This window comes from Bradyrhizobium sp. CCBAU 53340, assembly GCF_015291645.1.
Classification (GTDB): Bacteria; Pseudomonadota; Alphaproteobacteria; order Rhizobiales; family Xanthobacteraceae; genus Bradyrhizobium.
This window is the reverse complement of the sequence record NZ_CP030055.1, coordinates 7,112,782-7,135,518: the sequence shown is the minus strand read 5'-3', so window position 1 is coordinate 7,135,518 and position 22,737 is coordinate 7,112,782. Positions and strand designations below refer to the sequence as shown.

20 protein-coding genes are annotated in these 22,737 nt (G+C 64.0%); 16 read left to right on the top strand and 4 right to left on the bottom strand.

Features of this window, described 5'->3' with window-relative positions:
* From XH89_RS33810 to XH89_RS33790, 5 genes are all read left to right on the top strand, one after another.
* A complete protein-coding gene (locus XH89_RS33810; protein WP_194464612.1) occupies positions 1–1,872 on the top strand; it encodes an AMP-binding protein in 1,872 nt (623 codons plus the stop codon).
* A 98-nt stretch (positions 1,873–1,970) separates the two neighbouring features.
* On the top strand, positions 1,971–3,098 hold the full coding sequence (locus XH89_RS33805) for an acyl-CoA dehydrogenase family protein (RefSeq protein ID WP_194464611.1): 1,128 nt from the start codon (positions 1,971–1,973) through the stop codon (positions 3,096–3,098).
* A gap of 141 nt (positions 3,099–3,239) precedes the next feature.
* Positions 3,240–4,481 carry an acyl-CoA dehydrogenase gene (locus XH89_RS33800; RefSeq protein WP_194464610.1) on the top strand — a complete coding sequence of 414 codons (1,242 nt, stop codon included), beginning with the start codon at positions 3,240–3,242 and terminating at the stop codon, positions 4,479–4,481.
* Positions 4,482–4,618: 137 nt separating this feature from the next.
* Positions 4,619–5,863, top strand: a complete 1,245-nt coding sequence (locus tag XH89_RS33795) for an acyl-CoA dehydrogenase (protein ID WP_194464609.1) — start codon at positions 4,619–4,621, stop codon at positions 5,861–5,863.
* Positions 5,864–5,996: 133 nt separating this feature from the next.
* Positions 5,997–6,710, top strand: a complete 714-nt coding sequence (locus XH89_RS33790; RefSeq protein ID WP_194464608.1) for a nitroreductase — start codon at positions 5,997–5,999, stop codon at positions 6,708–6,710.
* Positions 6,711–6,774: 64 nt separating this feature from the next.
* Here XH89_RS33790 and XH89_RS33785 read toward each other — a convergent pair whose 3' ends face one another.
* Both XH89_RS33785 and XH89_RS33780 read right to left on the bottom strand, forming a co-directional pair.
* Positions 6,775–7,323, bottom strand: coding sequence for a sigma-70 family RNA polymerase sigma factor (locus XH89_RS33785; protein ID WP_083513939.1), 549 nt, complete (start codon positions 7,321–7,323; stop codon positions 6,775–6,777).
* Positions 7,323–7,556: a NepR family anti-sigma factor gene (locus tag XH89_RS33780; protein WP_194464607.1), complete on the bottom strand. Its 234-nt coding sequence runs from the start codon at positions 7,554–7,556 to the stop codon at positions 7,323–7,325. The genes XH89_RS33785 and XH89_RS33780 overlap by 1 nt, the downstream gene beginning before the upstream one ends.
* Positions 7,557–7,778: 222 nt before the next feature.
* On the opposite strand from XH89_RS33780, the gene XH89_RS33775 reads away from it, so the two are divergent.
* The 5 genes from XH89_RS33775 to htpG all read left to right on the top strand — a co-directional run bounded on the left by XH89_RS33775 (position 7,779) and on the right by htpG (position 12,917).
* A complete protein-coding gene (locus XH89_RS33775) occupies positions 7,779–8,585 on the top strand; it encodes a response regulator (RefSeq protein WP_194464606.1) in 807 nt (268 codons plus the stop codon).
* 172 nt (positions 8,586–8,757) lie between these two features.
* Complete coding sequence (locus XH89_RS33770) at positions 8,758–9,357, top strand: nuclear transport factor 2 family protein (RefSeq protein WP_194464605.1); 600 nt, start codon at positions 8,758–8,760, stop codon at positions 9,355–9,357.
* A 7-nt stretch (positions 9,358–9,364) separates the two neighbouring features.
* On the top strand, positions 9,365–10,219 hold the full coding sequence (locus XH89_RS33765; protein WP_246767691.1) for a lysozyme inhibitor LprI family protein: 855 nt from the start codon (positions 9,365–9,367) through the stop codon (positions 10,217–10,219).
* A 270-nt stretch (positions 10,220–10,489) separates the two neighbouring features.
* Complete coding sequence (locus tag XH89_RS33760) at positions 10,490–10,921, top strand: hypothetical protein (RefSeq protein ID WP_194464604.1); 432 nt, start codon at positions 10,490–10,492, stop codon at positions 10,919–10,921.
* Between the two features lie 124 nt (positions 10,922–11,045).
* Positions 11,046–12,917 (top strand): molecular chaperone HtpG, encoded by a 1,872-nt coding sequence (gene htpG, locus XH89_RS33755; RefSeq protein WP_194464603.1) that lies wholly within the window; start codon positions 11,046–11,048, stop codon positions 12,915–12,917.
* Positions 12,918–12,929: 12 nt separating this feature from the next.
* On the opposite strand, the gene XH89_RS33750 is transcribed toward htpG, so the two are convergent.
* Positions 12,930–16,070, bottom strand: coding sequence for an efflux RND transporter permease subunit (locus tag XH89_RS33750; protein ID WP_194464602.1), 3,141 nt, complete (start codon positions 16,068–16,070; stop codon positions 12,930–12,932).
* A gap of 427 nt (positions 16,071–16,497) precedes the next feature.
* Here XH89_RS33750 and XH89_RS33745 point away from each other — a divergent pair, with 427 nt between their 5' ends.
* Together XH89_RS33745 and XH89_RS33740 are read left to right on the top strand one after the other, a co-directional pair.
* On the top strand, positions 16,498–16,785 hold the full coding sequence (locus XH89_RS33745; RefSeq protein ID WP_194464601.1) for a DUF3551 domain-containing protein: 288 nt from the start codon (positions 16,498–16,500) through the stop codon (positions 16,783–16,785).
* Between the two features lie 9 nt (positions 16,786–16,794).
* Positions 16,795–17,088 carry a DUF3551 domain-containing protein gene (locus XH89_RS33740; protein ID WP_194464600.1) on the top strand — a complete coding sequence of 98 codons (294 nt, stop codon included), beginning with the start codon at positions 16,795–16,797 and terminating at the stop codon, positions 17,086–17,088.
* A 39-nt stretch (positions 17,089–17,127) separates the two neighbouring features.
* On the opposite strand, the gene XH89_RS33735 is transcribed toward XH89_RS33740, so the two are convergent.
* Positions 17,128–18,108 (bottom strand): tripartite tricarboxylate transporter substrate binding protein, encoded by a 981-nt coding sequence (locus tag XH89_RS33735; protein ID WP_194464599.1) that lies wholly within the window; start codon positions 18,106–18,108, stop codon positions 17,128–17,130.
* 234 nt (positions 18,109–18,342) lie between these two features.
* On the opposite strand from XH89_RS33735, the gene XH89_RS33730 reads away from it, so the two are divergent.
* The 4 genes from XH89_RS33730 (at position 18,343) to XH89_RS33715 (ending at position 22,629) form a co-directional block, all read left to right on the top strand.
* On the top strand, positions 18,343–20,148 hold the full coding sequence (locus XH89_RS33730) for a long-chain-acyl-CoA synthetase (RefSeq protein WP_194464598.1): 1,806 nt from the start codon (positions 18,343–18,345) through the stop codon (positions 20,146–20,148).
* Between the two features lie 151 nt (positions 20,149–20,299).
* A complete protein-coding gene (locus tag XH89_RS33725) occupies positions 20,300–20,545 on the top strand; it encodes an acyl carrier protein (RefSeq protein WP_015688794.1) in 246 nt (81 codons plus the stop codon).
* Positions 20,532–21,914 (top strand): class I adenylate-forming enzyme family protein, encoded by a 1,383-nt coding sequence (locus XH89_RS33720; protein WP_194464597.1) that lies wholly within the window; start codon positions 20,532–20,534, stop codon positions 21,912–21,914. Before XH89_RS33725 ends, XH89_RS33720 begins: the two co-directional genes overlap by 14 nt.
* Complete coding sequence (locus XH89_RS33715) at positions 21,907–22,629, top strand: SDR family NAD(P)-dependent oxidoreductase (protein WP_194464596.1); 723 nt, start codon at positions 21,907–21,909, stop codon at positions 22,627–22,629. Before XH89_RS33720 ends, XH89_RS33715 begins: the two co-directional genes overlap by 8 nt.
* The last annotated feature ends 108 nt before the right edge of the window (positions 22,630–22,737 follow it).

Here is a 22,737-nt window from a genome sequence, read left to right as displayed (position 1 = left end):
ATGAGTGGAAGCGCGGCGGCGGTGATGGGAAAGCCCGCCTTTCGCAAGGTCGAGTGGCTGGCACGTGACATCGACGTCGAGCGCCGCGCCGACGGCACGCTGGTGCTGAAGTCGCGCATTCCGCTGCAGGCTTACGAGAAGCATCTTCCGGCTTCGCTGGCGAAATGGGCGAAGGAAGCGCCGGAGCGCATCTGGCTGGCGCAGCGCGGCGGCCCGAACCGCGAGTGGCGCAAGGTGTCCTATGGCGAAGCCAAGCGCACGGTCGATGCGCTGACGCAGGCGCTGCTGAATCTCAAGCTTGACGGCCGCTCGGTCGCGATCCTCTCCGGCAATTCGATCGAGCATGCGCTGATGACGCAGGCGGCGATGCAGGCCCGTTCGCCAGCCGCTCCGGTGTCGCCGGCCTATTCGCTGATGAGCCATGATCACGTCAAGCTGAAGTATCTTTTCGACCTGATCAAGCCGGCCTTGGTAATGGTGCAGGACGGCCCGACGTTCGAAAAGGCGCTGAAGGCGCTCGATCTTACCGGCGTCACCGTCGTTCACGTCGTCCGACCCTGCGAGGGCGTCAAGAGCGTCAGCTTTGCCGAGCTTGCGGCCACGCCGGTGACGGCCGACGTCGACGCGTCGATTGCAAAGATCACACCCGACACTGTCGGCAAGCTGCTGTTCACGTCGGGCTCGACCGGTATGCCCAAGGCCGTCATCAATACGCAAGAGATGATGTGCGCCAATGCCGCGATGATGATGCAGGTGCGGCCGCGGATGCCGGGCGGTCCGCTCGCCACGGTGCTCGACTGGATGCCCTGGAATCACACCATGGGCGGCAATGCCGCGTTCCACCCGGTGCTGGTGGACGGCGGCACGCTCTATATCGACGACGGCCGGCCGATGCCGGGACAGCTCGAGGAGACGATCAGGAATCTTCGCGAGATCTCGCCGACTTACTACGCCAACGTGCCGGCCGGCTATGCTGCGTTGGCGGCAGCGATGGAGAAGGACGATGCGCTGTGCCGCTCCTTCTTCAAGAATCTGTCGATCATGGCCTATGGCGGCGCGCGACTGCCTGACGATCTCTACGAGCGCATGCAGGCGCTCGCGGTGAAGACCACCGGCGAGCGCATCGTGTTCTACACGGGCTGGGGTTCGACCGAGACCGCGCCGACCTCGACCGGCACCTATTGGGACACCGAACGTGTCGGCCTGATCGGCCTGCCATTCCCCGGCGTCGAGTTGAAGATGGTGCCGTGCGGCTCGAAATACGAATTGCGGCTGCGCGGCGTCAACGTCACGCCCGGCTATTTCGGCCAGCCCGATCTCACCAAGAAGATGTTCGACGAAGAAGGCTTTTACTGCATCGGAGACGCCGGCATTTTCGTTGACGATGCCGATCCGGTGAAAGGCATCATCTTTGCCGGTCGCGTGGTCGAGGACTTCAAGCTCACCACCGGCACGTTCGTCCATGTCGGATCGCTCCGCACTGACGCCATCGCCGCCGCGACGCCCGTCGTGCATGACGCGCTGGTCGCGGGGCAGGATCGCGCCTTCATCGGGCTCCTTGCCTGGCCGAACCTGCATGCCTGCCGCCAGCTCGTCGGCAATCCCGATCTCAATTTCGAGGACGCGGTGAAGCATCCCGAGGTGATCGCCTGCTTCAAGCGCGGACTGGAAGCGCACAACACGGAATGCGAGGGCGCCAGCAGCCGCATCATCGCGCGTGCGATGCTGATGGCCGAGCCGCCTTCGATCGACGGCAACGAGCTCACCGACAAGGGCTATATCAACCAGCGCGCCGGCCTCGAGCGTCGCGCGGCGCTGGTGGAGCGGCTCTATGCGGACAAGCCGGACCAGGGTGTGATCGTGCTGCGATGAGTGCGCAACTCTCTCACCTCGTCATTCCGGGCTCGCGCTGCGCGCGCCCCGGAATGACGGCACCAATGAAAACAATGAATAAGCAAGGGTAAGCCGCCATGAACTTCGATTTCTCTGACGACCAGAAACAGCTCCGCGATCAGGCGCGCAAATTCCTCACTGAAAAATGCTCACCCAAGGCGGTGCGTGTCGTGCTCGACGGCAAGGCGCCGTACGACAAGGAGCTCTGGAGGGGCCTCGCAGAAATGGGCTTCCTCGGTGTCGCCATCCCTGAGGAGTTCGGCGGTGCGGGTGCGGGCCATCTCGAACTCTGCGTGATCGCGGAGGAGATGGGCCGGGCCAACGCGCCGGTGCCGTTCTCCTCGACCGTCTACCTCGCCGCCGAGGCGCTGCTGATCGCCGGCAGTGACGCGCAAAAGAAGAAGTGGCTGCCCGCGATCGCTTCGGGCGAAGCGATCGGCACGCTGGCGCTGTTCGAGGGTAAGGGCAATCCAGCGCCGAAGAACGTCAAGCTGACGGCCGCGAATGGCGTGCTCAACGGCGTGAAGAAGCCGGTGGCCGACGGGGCGATCGCCGACTTCGCAGTGGTTGCTGCGCGCACGGGATCGAGCGGGCGCGATGGCGATATCTCGTTGTTCCTGGTCGACCTCAAGGCCGGTGGCGTCGAGGTGAAAAGCCTCACCAATCTTGATCCGACCCGCGGGCAGGCCGAGATTACTTTCAAGGACGCTAAAGCCGAGCCGCTGGGCGCTGCCGGTGAAGGCTGGAGCATCTTGACCCAGGTGCTCGACCGCGCCGCGGTTCTGTGCGCCTTCGAGCAGGTCGGCGGTGCAGACCGCGCGCTGGAGATGGGCCGCGACTACGCGCTCGACCGTATCGCCTTCGGCCGCCAGATCGGCTCGTTCCAGGCGATCAAGCACATGCTGGCCGACATGTATGTGTCGGCGACGCTGGCGCGCTCCAACAGCTATTACGGCGCCTGGGCGCTCTCGACCAACGCCGCCGAACTGCCGGAAGCCGCCGCCGCCGCGCGCATCAGCGCGACGCAGGCGTTCCAGCACTGCGCCAAGAACAACATCCAGGTTCACGGCGGCATGGGTTTCACTTGGGAGTTCGACTGCCACATGTACTACCGCCGCGCCAACGCGATGGCACTCGGGCTCGGCAGCCTCACCTATTGGGAAGACCAGCTGATTGACCGCATGCGCAAGAAGAACGCGGCGTAACTAGCCACGCGTGTCCCGGACGCGATGCGGCACGCAGTGCCGCTTCGCAGAACCGGGACCCAGGGGCCGCATAGACCCCGGATCTGCAGCGCATCACTTCGTGCTGCGCAGCGTCCGGGGAACGAACCGAGAGATGAGACCATGAACTTCGACGATACTCCGCAGGAAGCCGAATTCCGCGCCATCGCGCGCGCCTGGATCGGCGCCAACGCACCGAAGCAATATGAGGAGGATCTGCGCAAATCCTCGCTCGGCCGCACCGTGCTCAAGAACGCTGACATTCTCGAGGTTGCAAAGGCCTGGCAGAAGAAGAAGGCCGATGCCGGCTGGGCCTGCCTGCATTGGCCGAAGGAGTATGGCGGCCGTGGCTCATCGCCGATCGAGCGCGTGATCTGGCAGCAGGAAGAGGGGCCGTTCGGCCAGCTCTCCCGCATGTTCATCATTGGCCACGGCATGTGCGGGCCGACCATGATGGCGTTCGCGCGCGAGGAGCATAAGCGCACCTATCTGCCACCGCTCGCCTCCGGCGAGAAGGTGTGGTGCCAGCTGTTCTCCGAGCCGGCCGGCGGCTCGGACGTCGCAGGGCTCCGTACGCGCGCGGAGAGGGATGGCGACGACTGGGTCATCAACGGTCAGAAGATCTGGACCTCGGGCGCGCATTATTCCGACTACGGCATTTTGCTGACCCGCACCGACCCCACCGTGCCCAAGCACAAAGGCCTCACCATGTTCTTCCTGGATATGAAGAGTCCTGGCGTCGAGGTGCGGCCGATCAAGCAAGCGAGCGGTGCCTCCGACTTCAACGAAGTTTATTTCACCAATGTCCGCATCCCCGACCATCAGCGCCTCGGCGAGGTCGGTGACGGCTGGAACGTTTCGCTGACCACGCTGATGAACGAGCGCAGTGCGATCGGCGCGGCCGTCTCGACCGGTTTCCCCGAACTGTTCGAATATTGCTCCAGCCTGATGCTCGACGATGGCCCGGCGATCGAAGATCGCGCGGTACGCTCGAAGCTCGCGAACTGGGCGGTGAAGGCGAGCGGGCTGAAATACACCAGCATGCGCGCGATCTCCGCGCTGTCGAAGGGCGAGCGTCCGGGGCCGGAAAATTCCATCGGCAAGCTGGTCGCGGGCTCGATGATCCAGGACGTCGCAACCTACGCGCTCGATCTGCAGGGCGCGAGCGGCGTTGTCAGTGGTGAGGATGCCGAACTCGCCGGTCGTTTCCAGGCCATGCTGCTGCGTGCGCCCGGCACGCGCGTCGAAGGCGGCACCGACGAGATCATGCGCAACATCATCGCTGAACGGGTGCTGGGCCTGCCCGGCGACATCAGGGTCGACAAGGACGTGCCGTTCAACAAGATCCCGACGAGGGGAAGATGAGTTCGTGTCCCGGACGCGATGCAGCACGCAGTGCTGCTTCGCAGAGCCGGGACCCAGAAAGCTACAATGGGCCCCGGCTCAGCAGCGCATCACTTCGTGCTGCGCAGCGTCCGGGGCACGAGAGAGGAGAGAGCGCCATGAATTTCGACGACACCCCGCAGGAAGCCGCATTCCGCGAGACCGCGCGCAAATGGATCGCCGCCAACGCGCCGAAGGAGTTCGAGCAGGAGCTGTCAAAATCCTCGCTCGGCCGCATCAGGCTTGCCAAGCACGACATGGTCGAGGTCGGCAAGGCCTGGCAGAAGAAGAAGTTCGAAAGCAACTGGACCTGCCTGCACTGGCCGAAGGAATATGGCGGCCGTGGCGCGACGCCGATCGAGCGCGTGATCTGGCAGCAGGAAGAGGGCGTCTACGGCAAGCTGACACAGCCATTCCAGATCGGCGAGGGCATGTGCGGCCCGACCGTGATGGCCTGGGGCAGCGAAGACGCCAAGCGCCGCTATTTGCCGAAGCTCGCCTCGGGCGAGGAGATCTGGTGTCAGCTGTTCTCCGAGCCGTCCGCCGGCTCCGATGTCGCGGGCCTGCGCACGCGCGCGGAGAAGAAGGGCGACGTCTGGGTTGTCAACGGGCAGAAGATCTGGACGTCGGGCGCGCATTATTCCGACTACGGTCTGTTGATCGCACGCACCGATCCCAACGTGCCCAAGCACAAGGGCCTCACCATGTTCTTCCTGGACATGAAGAGCCCCGGCGTCGAGGTCCGCCCGATCAAGCAGGCCAACGGCATGCAGGAGTTCAACGAGGTCTATTTCACCGATGTCGTGATCCCCGACAGCCAGCGGTTAGGAGCCGTCGGCGAAGGCTGGAGCGTGTCGCTGACCACGCTGATGAACGAGCGCATGTCGATCGGCGCGCGGCTCGCGACCGGCGTGCCTGAAATGTTCGAGTTCTGCTCGAACCTGATGCTGGAGGACGGGCTTGCGATCGACGATCCCGCGGTGCGCTCGAAGCTCGCGAGCTGGGCCGTGAAGTCGAGCGGGCTGAAATACACCAGCTACCGCGCGATCTCCGCGCTGTCGAAGGGCGAGCGGCCGGGACCGGAGAACTCGATCGGCAAGCTGGTCTCGGGCATGATGCTGCAGGACATCGCGACTTATGCCATGGACCTCCAGGGCGCGGCCGGCGTCCTCACCGGAGCCGATGAGGAGACGGTGCACGGACAATTCCAGCAGATGCTGCTGTCCTCGCCCTCGATGCGCATCGCCGGCGGCACCGATGAGATTTTGCGCAACATCATCGCCGAGCGGGTGCTGGGTCTGCCGGGCGACATCCGCGTCGACAAGGATGTGCCTTACAACAAGATCCCGACCAAGGGGCGGTGATCTATACTCTCGCCGCATCTTTTAGGGTGGGCGAAGCGAAGCGTGCCCACCATATACAGATGCTCTGAGGTAAGTCTGTCGGTGGGCACGGCGCTGTCGCGCCTTTGCCCACCCTACGAGAGCGAGCAAACTGATGGACGCCAAAGTACCCAATGCCCGTTACTCGAGCGACGACCGCATTGGCGTGCTCGAAGAACTCCTCAACGAGCGTTACTCCGTGCGCGCCTTCCTGCCCAAGGAGGTCGATCGCGCCACCATCGAGCATGTGCTGACGACGGCGCAGCGCACAGCGTCCTGGTGCAACAGCCAGCCCTGGCAGGTGATCATCGCCAGCGGCGAGGCCAAGGAACGCTTCCGCCAGCTGATCTACAAGGAGGCCTCAGGTGGCCTTGGCGACGATTATGACTTCACCCCGCCGCGCGAATATGTCGGGGTCTATCTTGAGCGCCGCCGCGAGAGCGGTTTTCAGCTCTACAATACGCTCGGCATCCCACGCGGCGACAAGATGGGTTACGCCAAGCAGGCGCTGGAGAATTACAATTTCTTCGGCGCGCCGCACGTCGCGATCATCCACACCAACGAGCCGCTCGGCATCTATGGCGCGATCGACTGTGGGGCGTATGTCAGCAATTTCATGCTCGCGGCCCAGGCGCTCGGCCTAGGCACGATTCCGCAGGCCGCGCTGGCGCGCCATTCCGGCCTGATACGCCGCCAATTCAACCTGTCCGACGACCGCCGTGTCGTCTGCGGCATCTCGTTCGGCTATGCCGATCATGCGCACAAGGTCAACAGTTACCGCACCTCACGCGCATCAGTCGCTGACACGGTGACGTTCGTCGACCACTGATCAGACATGTGAAAGGACGGCCGCGTAAACGGCCGCCTTCACATCGTCCGGGTCGATTGACGCGCTATCCGCCGCTGCCGCCGATCACGGCGCGCACGGTCTCATCGGGGCCGAAGTCCTCGGCGCCGTCGACATAGAGCAGCGCGGCGAGCTTGGAGCGGGCGCGATTGACGCGGCTCTTGATGGTGCCGACCGCGCAGCCGCAGATCGAGGCCGCATCTTCATAGGAGAAGCCGGAGGCCCCGACCAGGATCAAGGCTTCGCGCTGGTCCTGCGGAAGCTTGTCGAGCGCGGAGCGAAACTCCTCGAATTCAAGATGGGCGTTCTGCGAGGGCTGCGTCTTCAGTGTTTTGGCATAGTTGCCCTCGGCGTCCTCGACCTCGCGCCGCCGCTTGCGATAGTCGGAGCGGAACAGGTTGCGCAGGATCGTGAACAGCCATGCCGGCAGGTTGGAGCCAGGCTGGAACGAATCGATGTTGGCGAGCGCGCGGAGCAGCGTCTCTTGCACCAAATCGTCGGCGCGGTCCGCATTGCCGCTGAGCGAGATCGCAAACGCGCGCAGGCTCGGCACGGCCGCGAGGATGTCGTCACGCAGGGAGTTCGTGAGAGGCATTAATCCCTCCCATGGTTGTCGTTGGAGCCCCCAGCTCCATTCTCGTTTTGGGACCCGCCTCCCGGCGCATCAAGCTTTTTGATGAGCTCCGCGAACCGGTCCGGAACCCCTTGCCGTACGACGTCGTCGTACATGGCGCGCAATTGGTGCCCAATCCGGGATTGGATCTCCGGTGTGAGCCCTCCCTTGCCGGGGGTCGTGCTTTTGCTGGCTTGAGACTTGAGATCTTTCATGACCTGTTCCACGTTTCCCCGAGTTAAGTGACTGCAAAATAGAGAAATTTTCTCAACCGGGAGCCGTTCCCTGGATAGGCACAATTCCAGGTTCGATAAAAAGTTCCCACCTCTGCGGAACTTTTCTTGTCCTGGGGCGTAGTCTGCTACAGCAGGGGAACCCGGGCCTCCCCTCACGTTGCCTGGTTCTGCAAGGTTGGTCCGATGATGAATGGAGTGGGGATGTCCCGTTCACAGCTCGTTGCTGAACACTTGCCGCTGTTGCGCCGGTATGCGCGCGCCCTGACGGGCAGCCAGGCCTCCGGCGACGCCTATGTCGCAGCCATGTTGGAAGCCATGCTCGGGGATCCCAGCGTGCTCGACGAGACCCATGGGCCGCGGGCCGGCCTGTTTCGGCTGTTCACCCAGATCTGGAATTCCGTCTCCGTGAATGACGATGCCGAGGTGGCGACGCTGCCGATGCCGCCGGAGCGGCGACTGTCCAACATCACGCCGCTGCCGCGGCAGGCCTTCCTGTTGCTCTCGCTCGAAGGATTCTCGGAGGAGGAAGTCGCCTACATCCTCGCAACCGATGTCGCCGAGACGCGGCGCCTGGCCGATGCTGCCGGCCGCGAGATGGCGGCGGAGATCGCAACCGACGTCCTGATCATCGAGGACGAGACCTTCATCGCCATGGACCTCGAGAGCCTGGTGAAGAATCTCGGTCACAATGTCGTGGGCGTCGCGCGCACCCATGCCGACGCGGTGGCGCTGGCCAAGAACAAGCGGCCCGGCCTCATCCTCGCCGACATCCAGCTCGCCGACGGCTCGTCGGGCCTCGATGCGGTCAACGAGCTGCTCCGCACCTTCGAGGTTCCTGTCGTGTTCATCACCGCCTATCCCGAGCGTTTCCTCACCGGCGAACGCCCGGAGCCGGCCTTCCTGATCTCGAAGCCGTTCCAGCCCGCGATGGTGTCGGCGGTGGCGAGCCAGGCGCTGTTCTTCCAGCGCAACTCGCGCAACCGCACGCCAAAGGCGCCGGCGGCATAAGACGGTGGCCGCGTCATAACAAGGCGGCTGCGGCCTAAGAGGCCGCGGTCCATCTGGCAAAGACGATCCAATCCGGCGTGCTGCGAGGCGCGCCGGATTTTTCGCGTCTGCTTGACGAGCGTCGCGTTCGCCGCTCATACCTCGCTTATTGCACTGAATTGGAGACGCGCCCATGGATCAGCAACTTCTCGATCGCCTCGCCATCCGCGACCTCGTCGAGAATTGGGCGGTGTGGCGCGATGCCGGCGATTGGGAGCGATTTGCCGCCGTCTGGCACGAAGAGGGCTGGATGTCCGCCACCTGGTTTCAGGGGCCGGCGCGGGAGTTCATGCGGGTCAGCCAGGAGGGCTTTGCCAAGGGCGTGCGCATCCTGCATTTCCTCGGTGGTACCAGCATCGACCTGTCGGGCGAGCGGGCCATTGCGCAGACCAAGATGACGATCTCGCAGCGTGCCTTGGTGCACGACGTGCTCTGCGATGTCGTCTGCACCGGCCGCTTCTACGATTTCCTGGAGAAGCGAAAGGGCCAGTGGGGCATCGTCCGCCGCCAACCGATTTACGAGAAGGACCGGATCGACCCGGTCAACCCCGCCGCGATGCTTCAACTCGATCAAAAAGTGCTCGCCGCGCTCCCCGAAGGCTACCGCCACCTCGCCTACATGCAGGAGCTGATCGGCTACAAGGTCAAGCGCGACATGCCCGGCCTCATCGGCCCCGAGGTCGAGAAGCTCTATGGCGAGGGGCGGGACTGGCTGGCGGGGAAGACGAAGTGAGCCGCGGATGGCCATGACATTCGTTTCCGCTCTGGCTTTGGTCGCCTGCGCTGTCGTTTCTTCGTCCCCTCTGTATGCGCTGGACTGTGCCAAGGCCTCGCTGAAGGCGGACAAGCTCATTTGTGCTTTTCCAGAGGCGAAGCAGGCCGACGAGGAGATGAGCGCCGCCTATTTCGCGTTGCTGCGTCGGACCACGGACCCGGACTTCCACGAAGCTCTCATCCGCAGCCAACGACGATGGATCGAGGCGCGGTCGCGCGGCGTCCCGAGGATTGATGGAGAGCAAGACGAAGAACCCGACGATCGCAAGGTGTTGCTGAAGGTCACGAAGGATCGTCTCGGTTTCTTGAAAGGCAACGCACCGATCCGCACGATGGAGCTACAGCGGAAAGTCGCGTCCAAGGACGGCGGTGGACCGTTCGCAGGCTATGAAGGTCCCTGCGATTTCATGCCTCCGCGCTATGGTCATTGGGAGTATGCTTGCTGGATCGCCACGCATCGCCAGCACAAGGACCGAGTCTGTAGCGTCGGAGAGGAGTGGACCAGCGGGCATACGACCGAGCGACGGCTCGTCAGCGTTGTGACGAATGGCGAACCCAAGCCAGTCGCGAGTTGTTATACAGGCTATGCGGGGCATAGCTGCCCAGAACCCGACATCGGGGCGGCCGCTCACTGGGACACGAACCCTCAGATATCGGCCGGCGATCTCGCTCCGCCGCGCGCCGGCAGCCTCTGGAAATATGACCCCGATGGCCCGGCTGGTTATGATGAACCCTGGATGCAGGATTGCCTGCTCGCGCCGAATTATCCTCCGGCGGATCTCAGGCGGCCTGAATCGTCTTCAGCGGGGAAGACCCCATAGTTCGGTTCGGGTCACAGGCTGGCCCCAGATAAAAGTAAGGCGCGACTGGCATCACCACAGTCGCGCCCTACGTCGCCGGCTTATGGGGCAGGGGGGAATAGCCGGCTGTTGAGACGACTCCCATCTGCGGGAGTCGTTCCAGGCGGTTGCAAAATTTTTCTGAGGCGGTGCTTTTTTTCGCACACGGTTAAGTGATCTTAACGCCTGGGAAACTCCGATCCTTCCCTCGCGTTGTTCCCGCGATCGCCATGGGGCGAGGGACCGACAGCCATGTCACAGATTCAAAAGGTTTTTCTTGGTGCCGTCGCCATCGCCGCGACGCTTGGTGCCGTTCAGGTGGGCGCCGTGCAACTGGCTTCCGGCCATGATCTGGCCGACCGCTGGGAGGCGGTCGCCGACCAGCCGGGCCGAACCTCAGGTCGCAACCTGCCAGGTCACAACGTCAACCGCACCGGTAAGTCCGACCGGCTCGCCGACCTGAAGCCGGCGGCGGTTCCCACCCGCACCGTCTCGATGCGGCTGAACGACCTGCCCGACACGTCGGTGCTGCTCCGCGTCCCCGCGGTCATCGAGACCGGCAACGCCAAGCCCGCCCCCTCGATGCTGAAGCCTGGCCGCAAGCCGACGATCGCCTGCGAGCCGATGGTCAGTTCCCTGACCGAGGTCGCCAAACTGCTCCAACCCGGCCGCTGCGTGACCTGATCCGCGTCGGCCCCCGTGCAAAACCGCGCTCCTTTTGGGAGGGCGGTTTTGCACGTCCACTTGATCCCCTGTCCCACCGCGTTATATCCCGGCTTTCTCCATTTCCGATTGACCGGGTAAACGCATGACGACGTCCGATACGGCCACGCATACGCAGCCTTTCCAGGCCGAGGTTTCCGAGCTTTTGCACCTGATGGTGCATTCGGTCTATTCGGAGACCGACATTTTCCTGCGCGAGCTCGTCTCCAACGCCTCGGATGCCTGCGACAAGTTGCGCTACGAGGCGATCGCCAATCCGGACCTGCTGGGCGAGGGCGACGCGCTCAAGATCCGCATCATCCCGAACAAGGCGGCCGGAACGCTCACGATCGCCGACAACGGCATCGGCATGGAGCGGCAGGAGCTGATCGACCATCTCGGCACCATCGCCCGCTCCGGCACCAAGGCCTTCGTCTCGAAGCTGAAGGAGGCCAAGGACGGCCTCGGCCTGATCGGCCAGTTCGGCGTTGGTTTCTATTCCGCCTTCATGGTCGCCGAGAAGATCGTGGTCGGCAGCCGCCGCGCCGGCGAGAGCGACGTCTGGACCTGGACGTCATCGGGCGGCTCCGGCTTCGAGATCGCGCGCGCCAGCGATGAGGAAGCCTCGCGCGTCGTGCGCGGCACCGAGATCGTCCTGCACTTGAAGGACGACGCGAAAAAATATCTCGAGACTTACGAGATCGAACGCATCGTCGGCGCCTATTCCGACAACATCCTGTTTCCCATCGAACTGGTGCCGGAAGAAGGCGAGCCGCGCCAGATCAACTCGGCGAGCGCGCTGTGGCAGCGCTCGAAATCCGAGCTTTCGACGGAAGACTACAAGAAGGCCTATCAGCAGATTGCGTCCGCCTTTGACGATCCCGCAATGACGTTGCACTATCGTGCGGAGGGGCGATACTCCTATGCGGTGCTGCTGTTTGCGCCCTCGACAAAGCCGTTCGATTTGTTCGAGCCGAACCGCAAGGGCCGCGTCAAGCTCTACGTCCGTCGCGTCTTCATCACCGATGATGCCGACCTGCTGCCGGGATATCTGCGCTTCATCCGCGGCGTCGTCGACAGCGAGGATCTTCCGCTCAACATCTCGCGCGAGATGCTCCAGAACAACCCGCAGCTGGCGCAGATCCGCAAGGCGGTGGCGACACGCGTCGTCAACGAGCTCGAAAGCCTCGCCGAGAAGGATGCGGAGAATTTTGCCAAGATCTGGGATGCCTTCGGCGCGGTGCTGAAAGAGGGCATTTACGAGGATTTCGAGCGCCGCGAAAAGCTGCTCACGCTGTCGCGCTTCACCACCACGACCGGCGAGAAGCGCGCGCTCAAGGACGTCGTCGCCGATTTCAAGCCGAACCAGACCGAGATCTATTATCTCGTCGGCGACAGCATCGAGCGGCTGAAGTCCAGTCCGCGGCTGGAAGCCGCAGCCGCGCGCGGCATCGAGGTGCTGCTGTTGTCCGATCCCGTCGATGCGTTCTGGACTTCGATGCCATCGGAGTTCGAGGGCAAGCCGCTGAAGTCGCTGAGCCAGGGCGACCTCAATCTCGACCTGATCCCGCGTGTCGATGAGAAGGACGAGAAGAAGGACGAGCCCGCAGCGGACGAGGCCGCCACCATCGCGGTGATCAAGGCAGCGCTCGGCGAGCGCGTCAGCGACGTCAAGGCCTCGACCCGCCTGACCAGTTCCGCCTCCTGTCTCGTCGCCGACAGCCAGGGCCCGAGCCGCGAGCTCGAGCGCATCCTGGCGCAGCAGAACCGCGGCTTGCGCACCAAGCCGATCCTGGAGATCAATCTGCGCCATCCCATGGTGACGGCGATCACCAGGGCGCAGGCCGGCTCCAAGACGGTCGATGACCTCAGCCTGCTCCTGCTCGAACAGGCGCAGATTCTGGACGGCGAGCTGCCGGAGGATCCGGCTGCGTTTGCGGCAAGGCTGAACCGGCTGGTGCTGCAGGGGCTGGGCTGACGCCAGCCCGGCTCACTCCGCGGCGTCCTTCTGCTCTTCGCTCTCGACCTCCACCCCAGCCTCCGGCTTCTTCTCCATCCAGCGTGACAGCGCGTTGGAGAAGCGGTCGAGGTAGAGATAGACGACGGGCGTCGTGAACAAGGTCAGCGCCTGGCTCACGACGAGACCACCGACCATGGCGTAGCCGAGCGGTTGGCGGATCTCGGCGCCGGTGCCATGACCGAGCATCAGCGGCACGCCGCCGAGCAGGGCCGCCATCGTCGTCATCATGATCGGCCGGAAACGCAGCAGCGCGGCTTGGCGGATCGATTGCTCCGGCGTCAGATGCTGCTCGCGCTCGGCGGCGATAGCGAAATCCACCATCATGATGCCGTTCTTCTTGACGATCCCGATCAGGAGGATGATCCCGATCAGGGCAATCAGGCTGAAATCGAAGCCTGAGACCATCAGGATCGCGATTGCGCCGACGCCGGCCGACGGCAGCGTCGACAGGATGGTCAGCGGGTGGATGTAGCTCTCGTAGAGCACCCCCAGCACCAGATAAACCACGACGAGCGCGGCAAGGATCAGCATCGGCACCGTGCCCAGCGACTGCTGGAACGCCTGCGCAGTCCCCTGGAAGCTCATTGACAGCGTCGGCGGCGCGCCCATCTCGCTCACTGCGCGCATCACGGCTACGGTCGCCTGTCCGAGCGCAACGCCCTCGGCGAGGTTGAAGCTGATCGTCACTGCCGGAAATTGGCTCTGATGCGCGATCGCGAGCGGCCGCACCGGCACGTTGTTCCAGCTGCAGATGACCGAGAGCGGGACCTCCTCACCGGTCAGCGGGGACTTGATGTAGAGCTTGTCGAGCGTATCGAGCCTGCCTTGCAGCGCCGGCGTGATCTCGAGCACCACGTGATAGCTGTTGGTCTGCGTAAAATATTGCGTCACCTGACGCTGGCCGAAAGCGTCATAGAGCGTGTCGTCGATCAGCTGCGGCTGGATGCCATAGCGTGCCGCCGTGTCGCGATTGATCGTGAGCTGCAGCGTCGTGCCCTCGGTCTGCTGGTCGGTGGCGACGTCACGAAGCTCCGGCAGTCCCTTCATCTCCGTCAGGATTTTTGGCGCCCACGCGTTCAATTCCGAAAGATTGGCGTCCTGCAGCGTGAACTCGAACTGGGTACGGGTGGCGCGGCCGCCGAGCCGGACGTCCTGTGAAGCCTGCATATAGAGGCGTGCGCCCTCGACCTCGGCGAGCTTCGGCCGCAGCCGTGCGATGATCTGTTGCGCATTGGCGTTGCGCTCCCCGATCGGCTTCAGCGTGACATACATGCGTCCCGAATTCAGCGCCGTGCCGCCGCCGCCGATGAACATCGCGATGGAATCGACGGCCGGGTCGGCCTGTACGATGGCATTGAGCTCCTCCTGCCGCCGTTTCATCTCGGCAAAGGAGATGTCCTGGGGCATCTCCGACACCGCGGTGAGGAACCCGTTGTCCTGCTGCGGAAAGAAACCCTTGGGGATCAGGATGAACAGCAGGGCGGACAGTGCGACGGTGGCGAAGAAGACGCAGAGCGTGATGAGACTGTGCCGCAGCGCGACGTCGAGCCCGCGCTCATAGGCGCCAAGCAGGCGCTCGAACAGCCGCTCGCTCCATTGGTACACGCGGCCGTGGCGAGCCTCGTGATCGGAACGCAGGAAGCGCGAGGCCATCATAGGCGTCAGGCTCAGCGACACCACGAGGGAGACGAAGATGGCCATCGACAGCGTCACCGCGAATTCGCGGAACAGGCGACCGATGATGCCGCCCATCAGCAGCAGCGGGATCAGCACGGCAACCAGCGAGATGCTGATGGAGACGATGGTGAAGCCGATCTCGGCGGCGCCCTTGTAGGCGGCGGTAACAGGATTTTCGCCGCGCTCGACATAGCGCGTGATGTTTTCCAGCATCACGATGGCGTCGTCGACCACGAAACCGACCGCGATGGTCAGCGCCATCAGCGACAGATTGTCCAAGGAGTAGCCGAACACCCACATCAGCGAGCAGGCCCCGAGCAGTGCCAGCGGCACGGTGATGCTCGGGATGATCGTGGCCCAGAAGCTGCGCAGGAAGATGAAGATCACCATCACCACCAGACCGATGGTGATCATGAGCGTGATCTGGACGTCGTCGACCGCGGCGCGGATGGTGATGGTCCGGTCGCTGATGGTCTTGATGCTGATCGCGGGCGGGATCGCCGCGATCAGCCGCGGCAGCTTCTGCTTGATACGGTCGACCGTCTCGATGACGTTGGCACCGGGCTGCTTGAAGATGACCAGGAAGACACCGCGCTTGCCGTCGGCCCAGGCCGCTGTCTTCATGTCCTCCGGTCCCGATACCGCTTCGCCGATGTCGCGAATCCGCAACGGTGCGCCGTTGCGATAGGCGATGATCACATCCTGCCATTGGCTGGGCTCGAGCAGCTGGTCGTTGGCATAGACGGTGTAGGCGCGGCTTGCGCCATCGATGTTGCCCTTCGGGCTGTCGGTGGTCGCGGTCGCGATCTGGCTGCGAACATCTTCCAGCGACAATCCCTTGGCCACCAGCTTGGCCGGGTCGATCTGGATACGCACCGAGGGCTTCTGCTGACCGCCGACGAACACCTGGGCGACGCCGGGAATCTGGCTGATCTGCTGCGCGAGCTGGGCGTCGGTGCGGTCGCTGACGGTGGTCAGCGGCAGCGTATCCGAGGTCGCCGACAGAATCATGATCGGGGAATCAGCCGGGTTGACCTTTCGGTAGGTCGGCGGCGAGGGCAGGTTCTTCGGCAATTGGCCGCTCGCGGCGTTGATCGCAGCCTGCACGTCGTTGGCGGCAGCGTCAATCAGGCGGTTGAGATCGAACTGGATGGTGATCGCTGCCGAGCCGAGCGAGCTCGTCGAGGTCATCTGCGTGATGCCGGGGATCTGTGCGAGCTGGCGCTCGAGCGGCTGCGCCACGGAGGAGGCCATGGTTTCGGGGCTGCCGCCCGGAAGTGACGCGGAAACCTGGATGGTGGGGAAGTCGACCTGCGGCAGCGGTGCAACTGGCAGCAGAGGGTAGGCCACCAGGCCTACGAACAGGATGCCGGCCATCAGCAGCGAGGTGCCGATCGGGTAGCGGATGAACGGAGACGAGATGCTCTCTTGCATGCCCTGAGACCACGGACCGGCCCGCGCATCTTCTCCCCGCTCAGGGCGGAGCCGCGCTCGAGAGCCCGAGCGCGAATGTGCGTTTCCTTCAGCCCATATGTTCGTTGATTGCCCCGGAACGTCATTGGTCCGGGGGCCAGCATTGTGGGTGGAAGACTAGTCGGTTCGCCCAAGCCTGCGAACGGATTCCTGCGCCAATCGCTTGCGACCTTTGTCGAAGAATGTCCGCGGCGAGATATGCGTTGAATGCAGGCCGGATACGGAGCATCTTTGCGGTTTCGGATCATTACGGCGCTGTGTCGCATCGTTTTTGGTGCGTGTCACAAGCGAGAGAGGTATAAATAGGAAGGATCGCTTCTTCCGCGTTGTTGTGCCATATCGAAATGGCATAACGCGTGCCGTTACCATCGATTCGAGGAAATATCCGATGCGTCTGCCTCTTCTGACTCTCACCGCGATTGCAACGCTGTTCGTGGCGGCAGATGCCAGCGCGCAGACCTATGATCCGCATTACCCGGTGTGCATGCACATATTCACGACCGGCGGCTTCGGCGGCGGCGGCGACTATTTCGATTGCTCCTTCACCTCGCTGCCGCAATGCCATGCCTCGGCTGCGGGCCGCTCCGCAAGCTGCGACCTCAATCCCTATTACGCCTTCGATGAACCGCCGCCTCCGCCGCCTCCGCCGCGCAGGCGTCACAAGAGGGCGTACTGAGGGTCCGCGATGCGGATCTCGGCGGACATCCTGATTTTCCGCCCGCTCGCTCTGGTCGTGACGGTCGGCGCATTGCTCCTGGCTGTGCCGTCACAGGCCCAGACCTTTGACTCCCGTTTTCCCGTCTGCATGCACGTCTATTCCGGCGCAAGCGGCGGCGGTGGGGAGTGGTATGACTGCTCCTTCACATCGCTGTCGCAGTGTCGTGCGACCGCGTCGGGCCAGGCCGCGACCTGCGATCTCAATCCGTATTATCCGGTCAGCGGGCGGCCGTCGCGGCCACGCCACAGGAGAACTGGCTAAAGCCAGGCGATCACTCGTCCCGGCGGGGGCGGCCGTGGCCTATTCCTTCTTGATCCCCGACAGCTCGACCACCCTGCGCCAGCGCTCGGTTTCGGCGGTGAGCATGCCGCCGAACTCACCTGCATTGCCATGCAGCGGGATCGCGCCGAGCTCGGCGATGCGAGCCTTGATGGCCGGATCTGACAGCGCCGTGTCGACCTCGCGATTGAGGAGCTCGACGATCTCGCGCGGCGTGTCGTAGGGCGCGCCGACGCCGTAGAAGGAGGATGTCTCGTAGCCGGGCAGGGTATCCGCGATCGGCGGCACGTCGGGTAAGGTCTCCGAACGCTCGCGCGTGGTGATGCCGAGCGCGCGCAGCTTGCCGGCACGCACCAATTCGAAGGACGAGGTGACGTTGTCGAACATGCCCTGGATCTGACCGCTCATCACGTCGGTCAGGCCCGGCGCCGAGCCGCGATACGGCACATGGGTGAACTGCACGCCGGCCATCGACTTGAACAGCTCGCCGGAGAGATGCAGCGAAGTGCCGATGCCGGAAGAGGCGATCGACATCTTGCCGGGATTGGCCTTGGCGTAAGCGATGAAGGCGGCGAGGCTCTTCACGGGCAGATCGTTGTTGACGACCAGCACCAGCGGAATGCGCGCAACGCCGGCAACCGGCGTGATGCCCTTGGCGAAGTCGTATGGCAGTGCTGGATCGAAGGAAGCGTTGATCGCATTCGCGGTCGAGGTCAGCAGTAGCGTGTAACCGTCCGGCGCGGACGCGATCACCGCTTGGGTGCCGATATTGCTGCCGGCGCCGGGCTTGTTCTCGACCACGAAGGTCTGCCCGAGCCGTTCGGACAAGCGCTGGCAGATCAGGCGCGACAGCACGTCGGTGGCTCCGCCCGGCGCGTAAGGCACCACCCATTTCACGCTGCGCGACGGGTAGGACGGATTGCCGATCGCAAAGGCGCGCGGAGCGGCGAGCGTGGCCGCGACGCACGCGGCTGTCTGAAGGAAATGTCGCCTGGTGATCATCGTGGCCTCCAGTTCATTGCTCGCAGAGCGAGAGGACGCGCATGGCGCGCCCGAATGAGTGGAATTGCTATCGCAAGAATTACACCAACCCGCACGTCGTTCCGATCGGCTTGGTAAAGGATGATTGCAGTTAATCGGGAGCTAACCGCGTTTTACCTTGTCTCTTAACACCTGGGCAGGGCGTGCGGGCTAAGCTGCCGGAACAAGCAGATACCGTCCGAAAGAACAAACGGCATGACCACTGGCGTCATCGAGCAACCCAAAGCCGCGCGCGCGCCCTCGGCCTCAAAGATCTGGCTGAAGGCGATCGAGTTGACCGCGCGGATCGAGACGCTGCCGGGCCGCTTGTTCGCGGACGTCGTCGACGATTGGGCGCGGCGCCAGCCCGACCGCGTCGCGCTGGTCGTGGACGAGGCAACGCTCGACTACGATGGTCTGTCGCGACGTATCAACCGCTATGCGCGCTGGGCGCGCTCGGTCGGTGTGAGCAAAGGCGTTACCGTCGGCCTGATCATGCCGAACGGCGTCGATTATGTCGCAGCCTGGCTCGGCATCAGCCGAATCGGCGGTGCGGTGGCGCTGATCAACACCAGGCTTGTCGGAACATCTCTCGCGCATTGCATCGACGTCGCCAGGCCCGCGCACATCATCGTCGCGCATGGGCTTGCGGAGACGCTGGAGAGCGCAACACCGCATCTGAAGACCGAAGCCAAGATCTGGACTCATGGCGATGCCCGCAGCGAGCGTGCGATCGATATTGCGCTCGCCGCGCTCGACGACGGGCGGCTGTCGCCGGAGGAGCGCGGCGACGTCACGATCGATGATCGCGCCCTGCTGATCTTTACCTCGGGCACCACCGGCCTGCCCAAGGCCGCTAGCATCAGCCATCGCCGCATCCTCAACTGGGGTTTTTGGTTTGCCGGCCTCACCGGCGCGACGCCGCAGGACCGGCTCTATGATTGTCTGCCGCTATTCCACTCGGTTGGCGGCGTCGTCGCGCCGTGCAGCATGCTCGCTGCCGGCGGGACGGTGGTCATCGCGGAAAAGTTCTCGGCCTCGAACTTCTGGCCCGACGTCGTGCGCCACGAGTGCACGCTGTTCCAGTATATCGGCGAGCTCTGCCGTTACCTGCTCAAGGCGCCGCCGTCGGAATATGAGAACCGCCATCAGCTGCGACTGGCGTGCGGCAACGGCCTGCGCGGCGACATCTGGGAGGATTTTCAGTCGCGCTTTGCCATTCCCCGCATTCTCGAATTCTATGCCGCGACCGAGGGCAATTTCTCGCTGTTCAATGTCGAGGGCCAGCCGGGCGCCATCGGCCGCATCCCGCCGCTGCTGGCGCATCGCTTTCCTGCAGGGCTCGTCAAGCTCGATCCGGGCAGCGGCACGCCGCTCCGCAACGAAGAGGGATTTTGCATCGCATGTACCCGCGGTGAAGCGGGCGAAGCCATCGGCCGCATCGGCAAGGCGGACGAGGGCGGTGGCCGCTTCGAGGGCTATACCGACGCCGGTGAGACCGAGAAGAAGATTTTGCGCGACGTCTTCGCCAAGGGCGATGCCTGGTTCCGCACTGGCGATCTGATGCGGCTCGACGACAAGGGCTTCTTCCATTTTGTCGATCGGATCGGCGACACCTTCCGCTGGAAGGGCGAGAACGTCGCGACCTCGGAGGTCAACGATGCCGTGCGCGATTTCACTGGCGTGGTCGATGCCACCACCTATGGCGTCAGCATCCCCGGCGCCGACGGCCGCGCCGGCATGAGCGCAATCGTCGTGAACGAGGGATTCGATGTCGCGGCGTTGCCCGCGCATCTCGCATCGCGCTTGCCCGCCTATGCCCGCCCGGTCTTTATCCGCATCTCACGCGAGCTCGACGCGACCGAGACGTTCAAGCAGAAGAAGGGCGAGCTCGCTCGCGAAGGTTTTGACCCGGGCGCGGTGACGGATCCGATGTTCATGCTCGATCTGAAATCCGCAAGCTATGTCGCACTCGATGCCTGGATGTTTGCGCAGATCGCGAACGGTACGATCAGGTTGTAGCCGCAGCAAAATCCGCCAGATAGGTCAAATTTTATCTGAATTGTCCAAGAGGCCATTTACTTCTGTCGGGTAAACAGGCGGCCATGGGAGGCGGTCATCATGAGCCGCCGCAAGACATACGATCGATTAACTAAGCAAGAGGCGAACAGCCATGTCGGTACGGTCCAAGGTCATCGAAGCGATCCAGCAGATCGCTAAGGAACAACACGTCACGCTTCCCGCCCTTTCGGACGATCTGTCCCTGCACGAGACCGGGTTCGACTCGCTCGCTTTCGCGATCCTGGTCGCGCGTCTCGAGGACGAGACCGGCGTCGATCCCTTCACCATCTCCGAGGACGCAGCGTTCCCCGCCACCGTCGGTGATTTCGTGCGGGCCTACGAAAATGTCCCCGCGTGAGATCTTTGCGCTTCGCGACCATCTCGGCGCCGAGCTGAAGGGCCGCACGCTGTCGGATGCACACGATGTCGTGTCGCTGACCGACATCCTGTCGCAGACCGTGCTGGGCGGCCGCCTGCGCGAGCTGTCCGGCTGCGCCGTCCTGCTGAGGCTGTCGGACCAGCTCCGCTCGGGCCTTGCCATGATCGAGCTCGATGGCATCGCCCGTCGCATGCTGCTGTGCCCGCCGGACCTCAATCCCGCGCATCTGGATGCGCTGATCGCGGATGCCGGGATCGATGCCGTCGTCACCGACGAGCCTGATCGCTGGGCCGGCACCGGCGTGTCGCTGGTCGTCACCGCACAATTGCCGCTTCAAGCCGCGACGCCCGCCAGGACCGAGCGGGCGACCGAATGGCTGATGCTCACCTCGGGCACCTCTGGCGTGCCGAAAATCGCCGGCCATACGCTGGAGGCACTCACCGGCGCCATCGTCGCCGAGGGCCCTGCGAAGGGTCCCGCACCGGTCTGGGCGACGTTCTACGACATTCGCCGCTATGGCGGCCTGCAGATCTTCCTCCGCGCCATTCTTTCCGGCGGCTCCATGGTGCTGTCCGATCCGCACGAGGCGCTCGCCGATCACGTTGCGCGGCTGAACGCGCGCGCGGTGTCCCACATCTCCGGCACGCCTTCGCATTGGCGCAAGCTCTTGATGAGCGGTTCGGCCGCGCAGTTTGCGCCAGGCTATGTTCGTCTCTCCGGCGAGATCGCCGATCAGGCGGTGCTCGACGGCCTGAAGGCGGCGTTTCCTAATGCCTCCGTCGGCCATGCCTACGCCTCGACCGAGGCCGGCGTCGGCTTCGCGGTCAATGACGGGCTCGAAGGTTTCCCGGCCAACTATCTCGGCAACCGCAACGGCGTCGAGATGAAGGTCGTCGACGGCTCGCTGCGCATCCGCTCGACCCGCACGGCGCACGCCTATATCGGCCGCAACGCGGCCGCGCTGACCGATGGCGACGGTTTCGTCGACAGCGGCGATATCGTCGAGTTGCGGGGCGATCGCTATTATTTCGTCGGCCGCCGCGGCGGCATCATCAATATCGGCGGGCTGAAGGTTCACCCCGAGGAGATCGAAGCAGCGATCAACCGCCATCCTGATGTGCGGATGTCGCGGGCGAAATCGCGCCGCAGTCCCATCACCGGCGGCATCGTCGTGGCCGACGTGATCCTCACTGAGGGCACCGATCCGGCGCGGGCGAAGGAGATCCGCGACCAGATCCTGGATCAGTGCCGCAGCCAGCTCGCCTCCCACAAGGTGCCGGCGGTGATCCGCTTCGTCGAGGCGCTCGACGTCACCCCGGCCGGCAAACTGGCGCGCACCGATGCATAATGTCCTCGTCACCGGCGGCAGCCGCGGCATTGGTCTTGCGATCGGCAGGCGCCTGGCCAGCGCCGGCTACAACGTGATCGCGGCGGCGCGGCGCGAGAGCGATGAGCTCAAGGCTGCTATCGTCGAGTCCGAGGGGCGCCTGCATTTCCGCAGCTGCGACCTTGCCGTGATCGACGCGATCCCGGCCTTCGCAAAGCTCGTGCGCGACGAGTTCGGTCCGATCTACGGCCTCGTCAACAATGCCGGCCTCGGCACCGAAGGCCTGCTCGCAACCATGCACAATTCGGAGATCGAGGCGCTGGTGCAGCTCAACGTGCTGTCGCCGATCATCCTCACCAAATATGTCGCGCGTCAGATGATGGCGGACGGCGCCGGCCGCATCATCAACATCTCCTCGATCATCGCGACCACGGGCTATAATGGCCTCTCGGTCTATGGTGCGACCAAGGCGGCAGCGACCGGCTTCACCCGCTCGCTCGCGCGCGAGGTCGGCAAGCTCGGCATCACCGTGAACGCGATTGCGCCCGGCTTCATCGATACGGAGCTGACGCACAATCTCTCGGACGACGGGCGCAAGCGCATCGCTGGCCGCAGCGCGCTGCGCCGCTTGCCCGAGACCGACGACGTCGCGCGCATGGTCGAATATCTGCTCGGCGAGGGCGGCCGCAATGTCACCGGCACCGTGTTCACGATCGATGCCGGGAATACGGCTTGAGGCGGAACTCTGCCGTCGCAATCGGGTTGATCCGGCCCAATGACAGCCAGCCGGATTTGGTCGTAAGATGCCTCGTAATCGATTGGGTTACGTCAATCGAACTGCCCT

Excerpts from the sequence above, each read along its gene's own strand:
- XH89_RS33745 (WP_194464601.1), top strand. The coding sequence starts at position 16,498 with ATGCGTCTGCCTCTTCTGACTCTCACCGCGATTGCAACGCTGTTCGTG.
- XH89_RS33750 (WP_194464602.1), bottom strand. The coding sequence starts at position 16,070 with ATGCAAGAGAGCATCTCGTCTCCGTTCATCCGCTACCCGATCGGCACC.
- XH89_RS33760 (WP_194464604.1), top strand. The coding sequence starts at position 10,490 with ATGTCACAGATTCAAAAGGTTTTTCTTGGTGCCGTCGCCATCGCCGCG.
- XH89_RS33790 (WP_194464608.1), top strand. The coding sequence starts at position 5,997 with ATGGACGCCAAAGTACCCAATGCCCGTTACTCGAGCGACGACCGCATT.
- XH89_RS33780 (WP_194464607.1), bottom strand. The coding sequence starts at position 7,556 with ATGAAAGATCTCAAGTCTCAAGCCAGCAAAAGCACGACCCCCGGCAAG.
- XH89_RS33810 (WP_194464612.1), top strand. The coding sequence starts at position 1 with ATGAGTGGAAGCGCGGCGGCGGTGATGGGAAAGCCCGCCTTTCGCAAG.
- XH89_RS33785 (WP_083513939.1), bottom strand. The coding sequence starts at position 7,323 with ATGCCTCTCACGAACTCCCTGCGTGACGACATCCTCGCGGCCGTGCCG.
- XH89_RS33715 (WP_194464596.1), top strand. The coding sequence starts at position 21,907 with ATGCATAATGTCCTCGTCACCGGCGGCAGCCGCGGCATTGGTCTTGCG.
- XH89_RS33730 (WP_194464598.1), top strand. The coding sequence starts at position 18,343 with ATGACCACTGGCGTCATCGAGCAACCCAAAGCCGCGCGCGCGCCCTCG.
- XH89_RS33770 (WP_194464605.1), top strand. The coding sequence starts at position 8,758 with ATGGATCAGCAACTTCTCGATCGCCTCGCCATCCGCGACCTCGTCGAG.
- XH89_RS33720 (WP_194464597.1), top strand. The coding sequence starts at position 20,532 with ATGTCCCCGCGTGAGATCTTTGCGCTTCGCGACCATCTCGGCGCCGAG.
- XH89_RS33765 (WP_246767691.1), top strand. The coding sequence starts at position 9,365 with ATGGCCATGACATTCGTTTCCGCTCTGGCTTTGGTCGCCTGCGCTGTC.
- XH89_RS33795 (WP_194464609.1), top strand. The coding sequence starts at position 4,619 with ATGAATTTCGACGACACCCCGCAGGAAGCCGCATTCCGCGAGACCGCG.
- htpG (WP_194464603.1), top strand. The coding sequence starts at position 11,046 with ATGACGACGTCCGATACGGCCACGCATACGCAGCCTTTCCAGGCCGAG.
- XH89_RS33735 (WP_194464599.1), bottom strand. The coding sequence starts at position 18,108 with ATGATCACCAGGCGACATTTCCTTCAGACAGCCGCGTGCGTCGCGGCC.
- XH89_RS33740 (WP_194464600.1), top strand. The coding sequence starts at position 16,795 with ATGCGGATCTCGGCGGACATCCTGATTTTCCGCCCGCTCGCTCTGGTC.
- XH89_RS33800 (WP_194464610.1), top strand. The coding sequence starts at position 3,240 with ATGAACTTCGACGATACTCCGCAGGAAGCCGAATTCCGCGCCATCGCG.
- XH89_RS33805 (WP_194464611.1), top strand. The coding sequence starts at position 1,971 with ATGAACTTCGATTTCTCTGACGACCAGAAACAGCTCCGCGATCAGGCG.
- XH89_RS33775 (WP_194464606.1), top strand. The coding sequence starts at position 7,779 with ATGTCCCGTTCACAGCTCGTTGCTGAACACTTGCCGCTGTTGCGCCGG.
- XH89_RS33725 (WP_015688794.1), top strand. The coding sequence starts at position 20,300 with ATGTCGGTACGGTCCAAGGTCATCGAAGCGATCCAGCAGATCGCTAAG.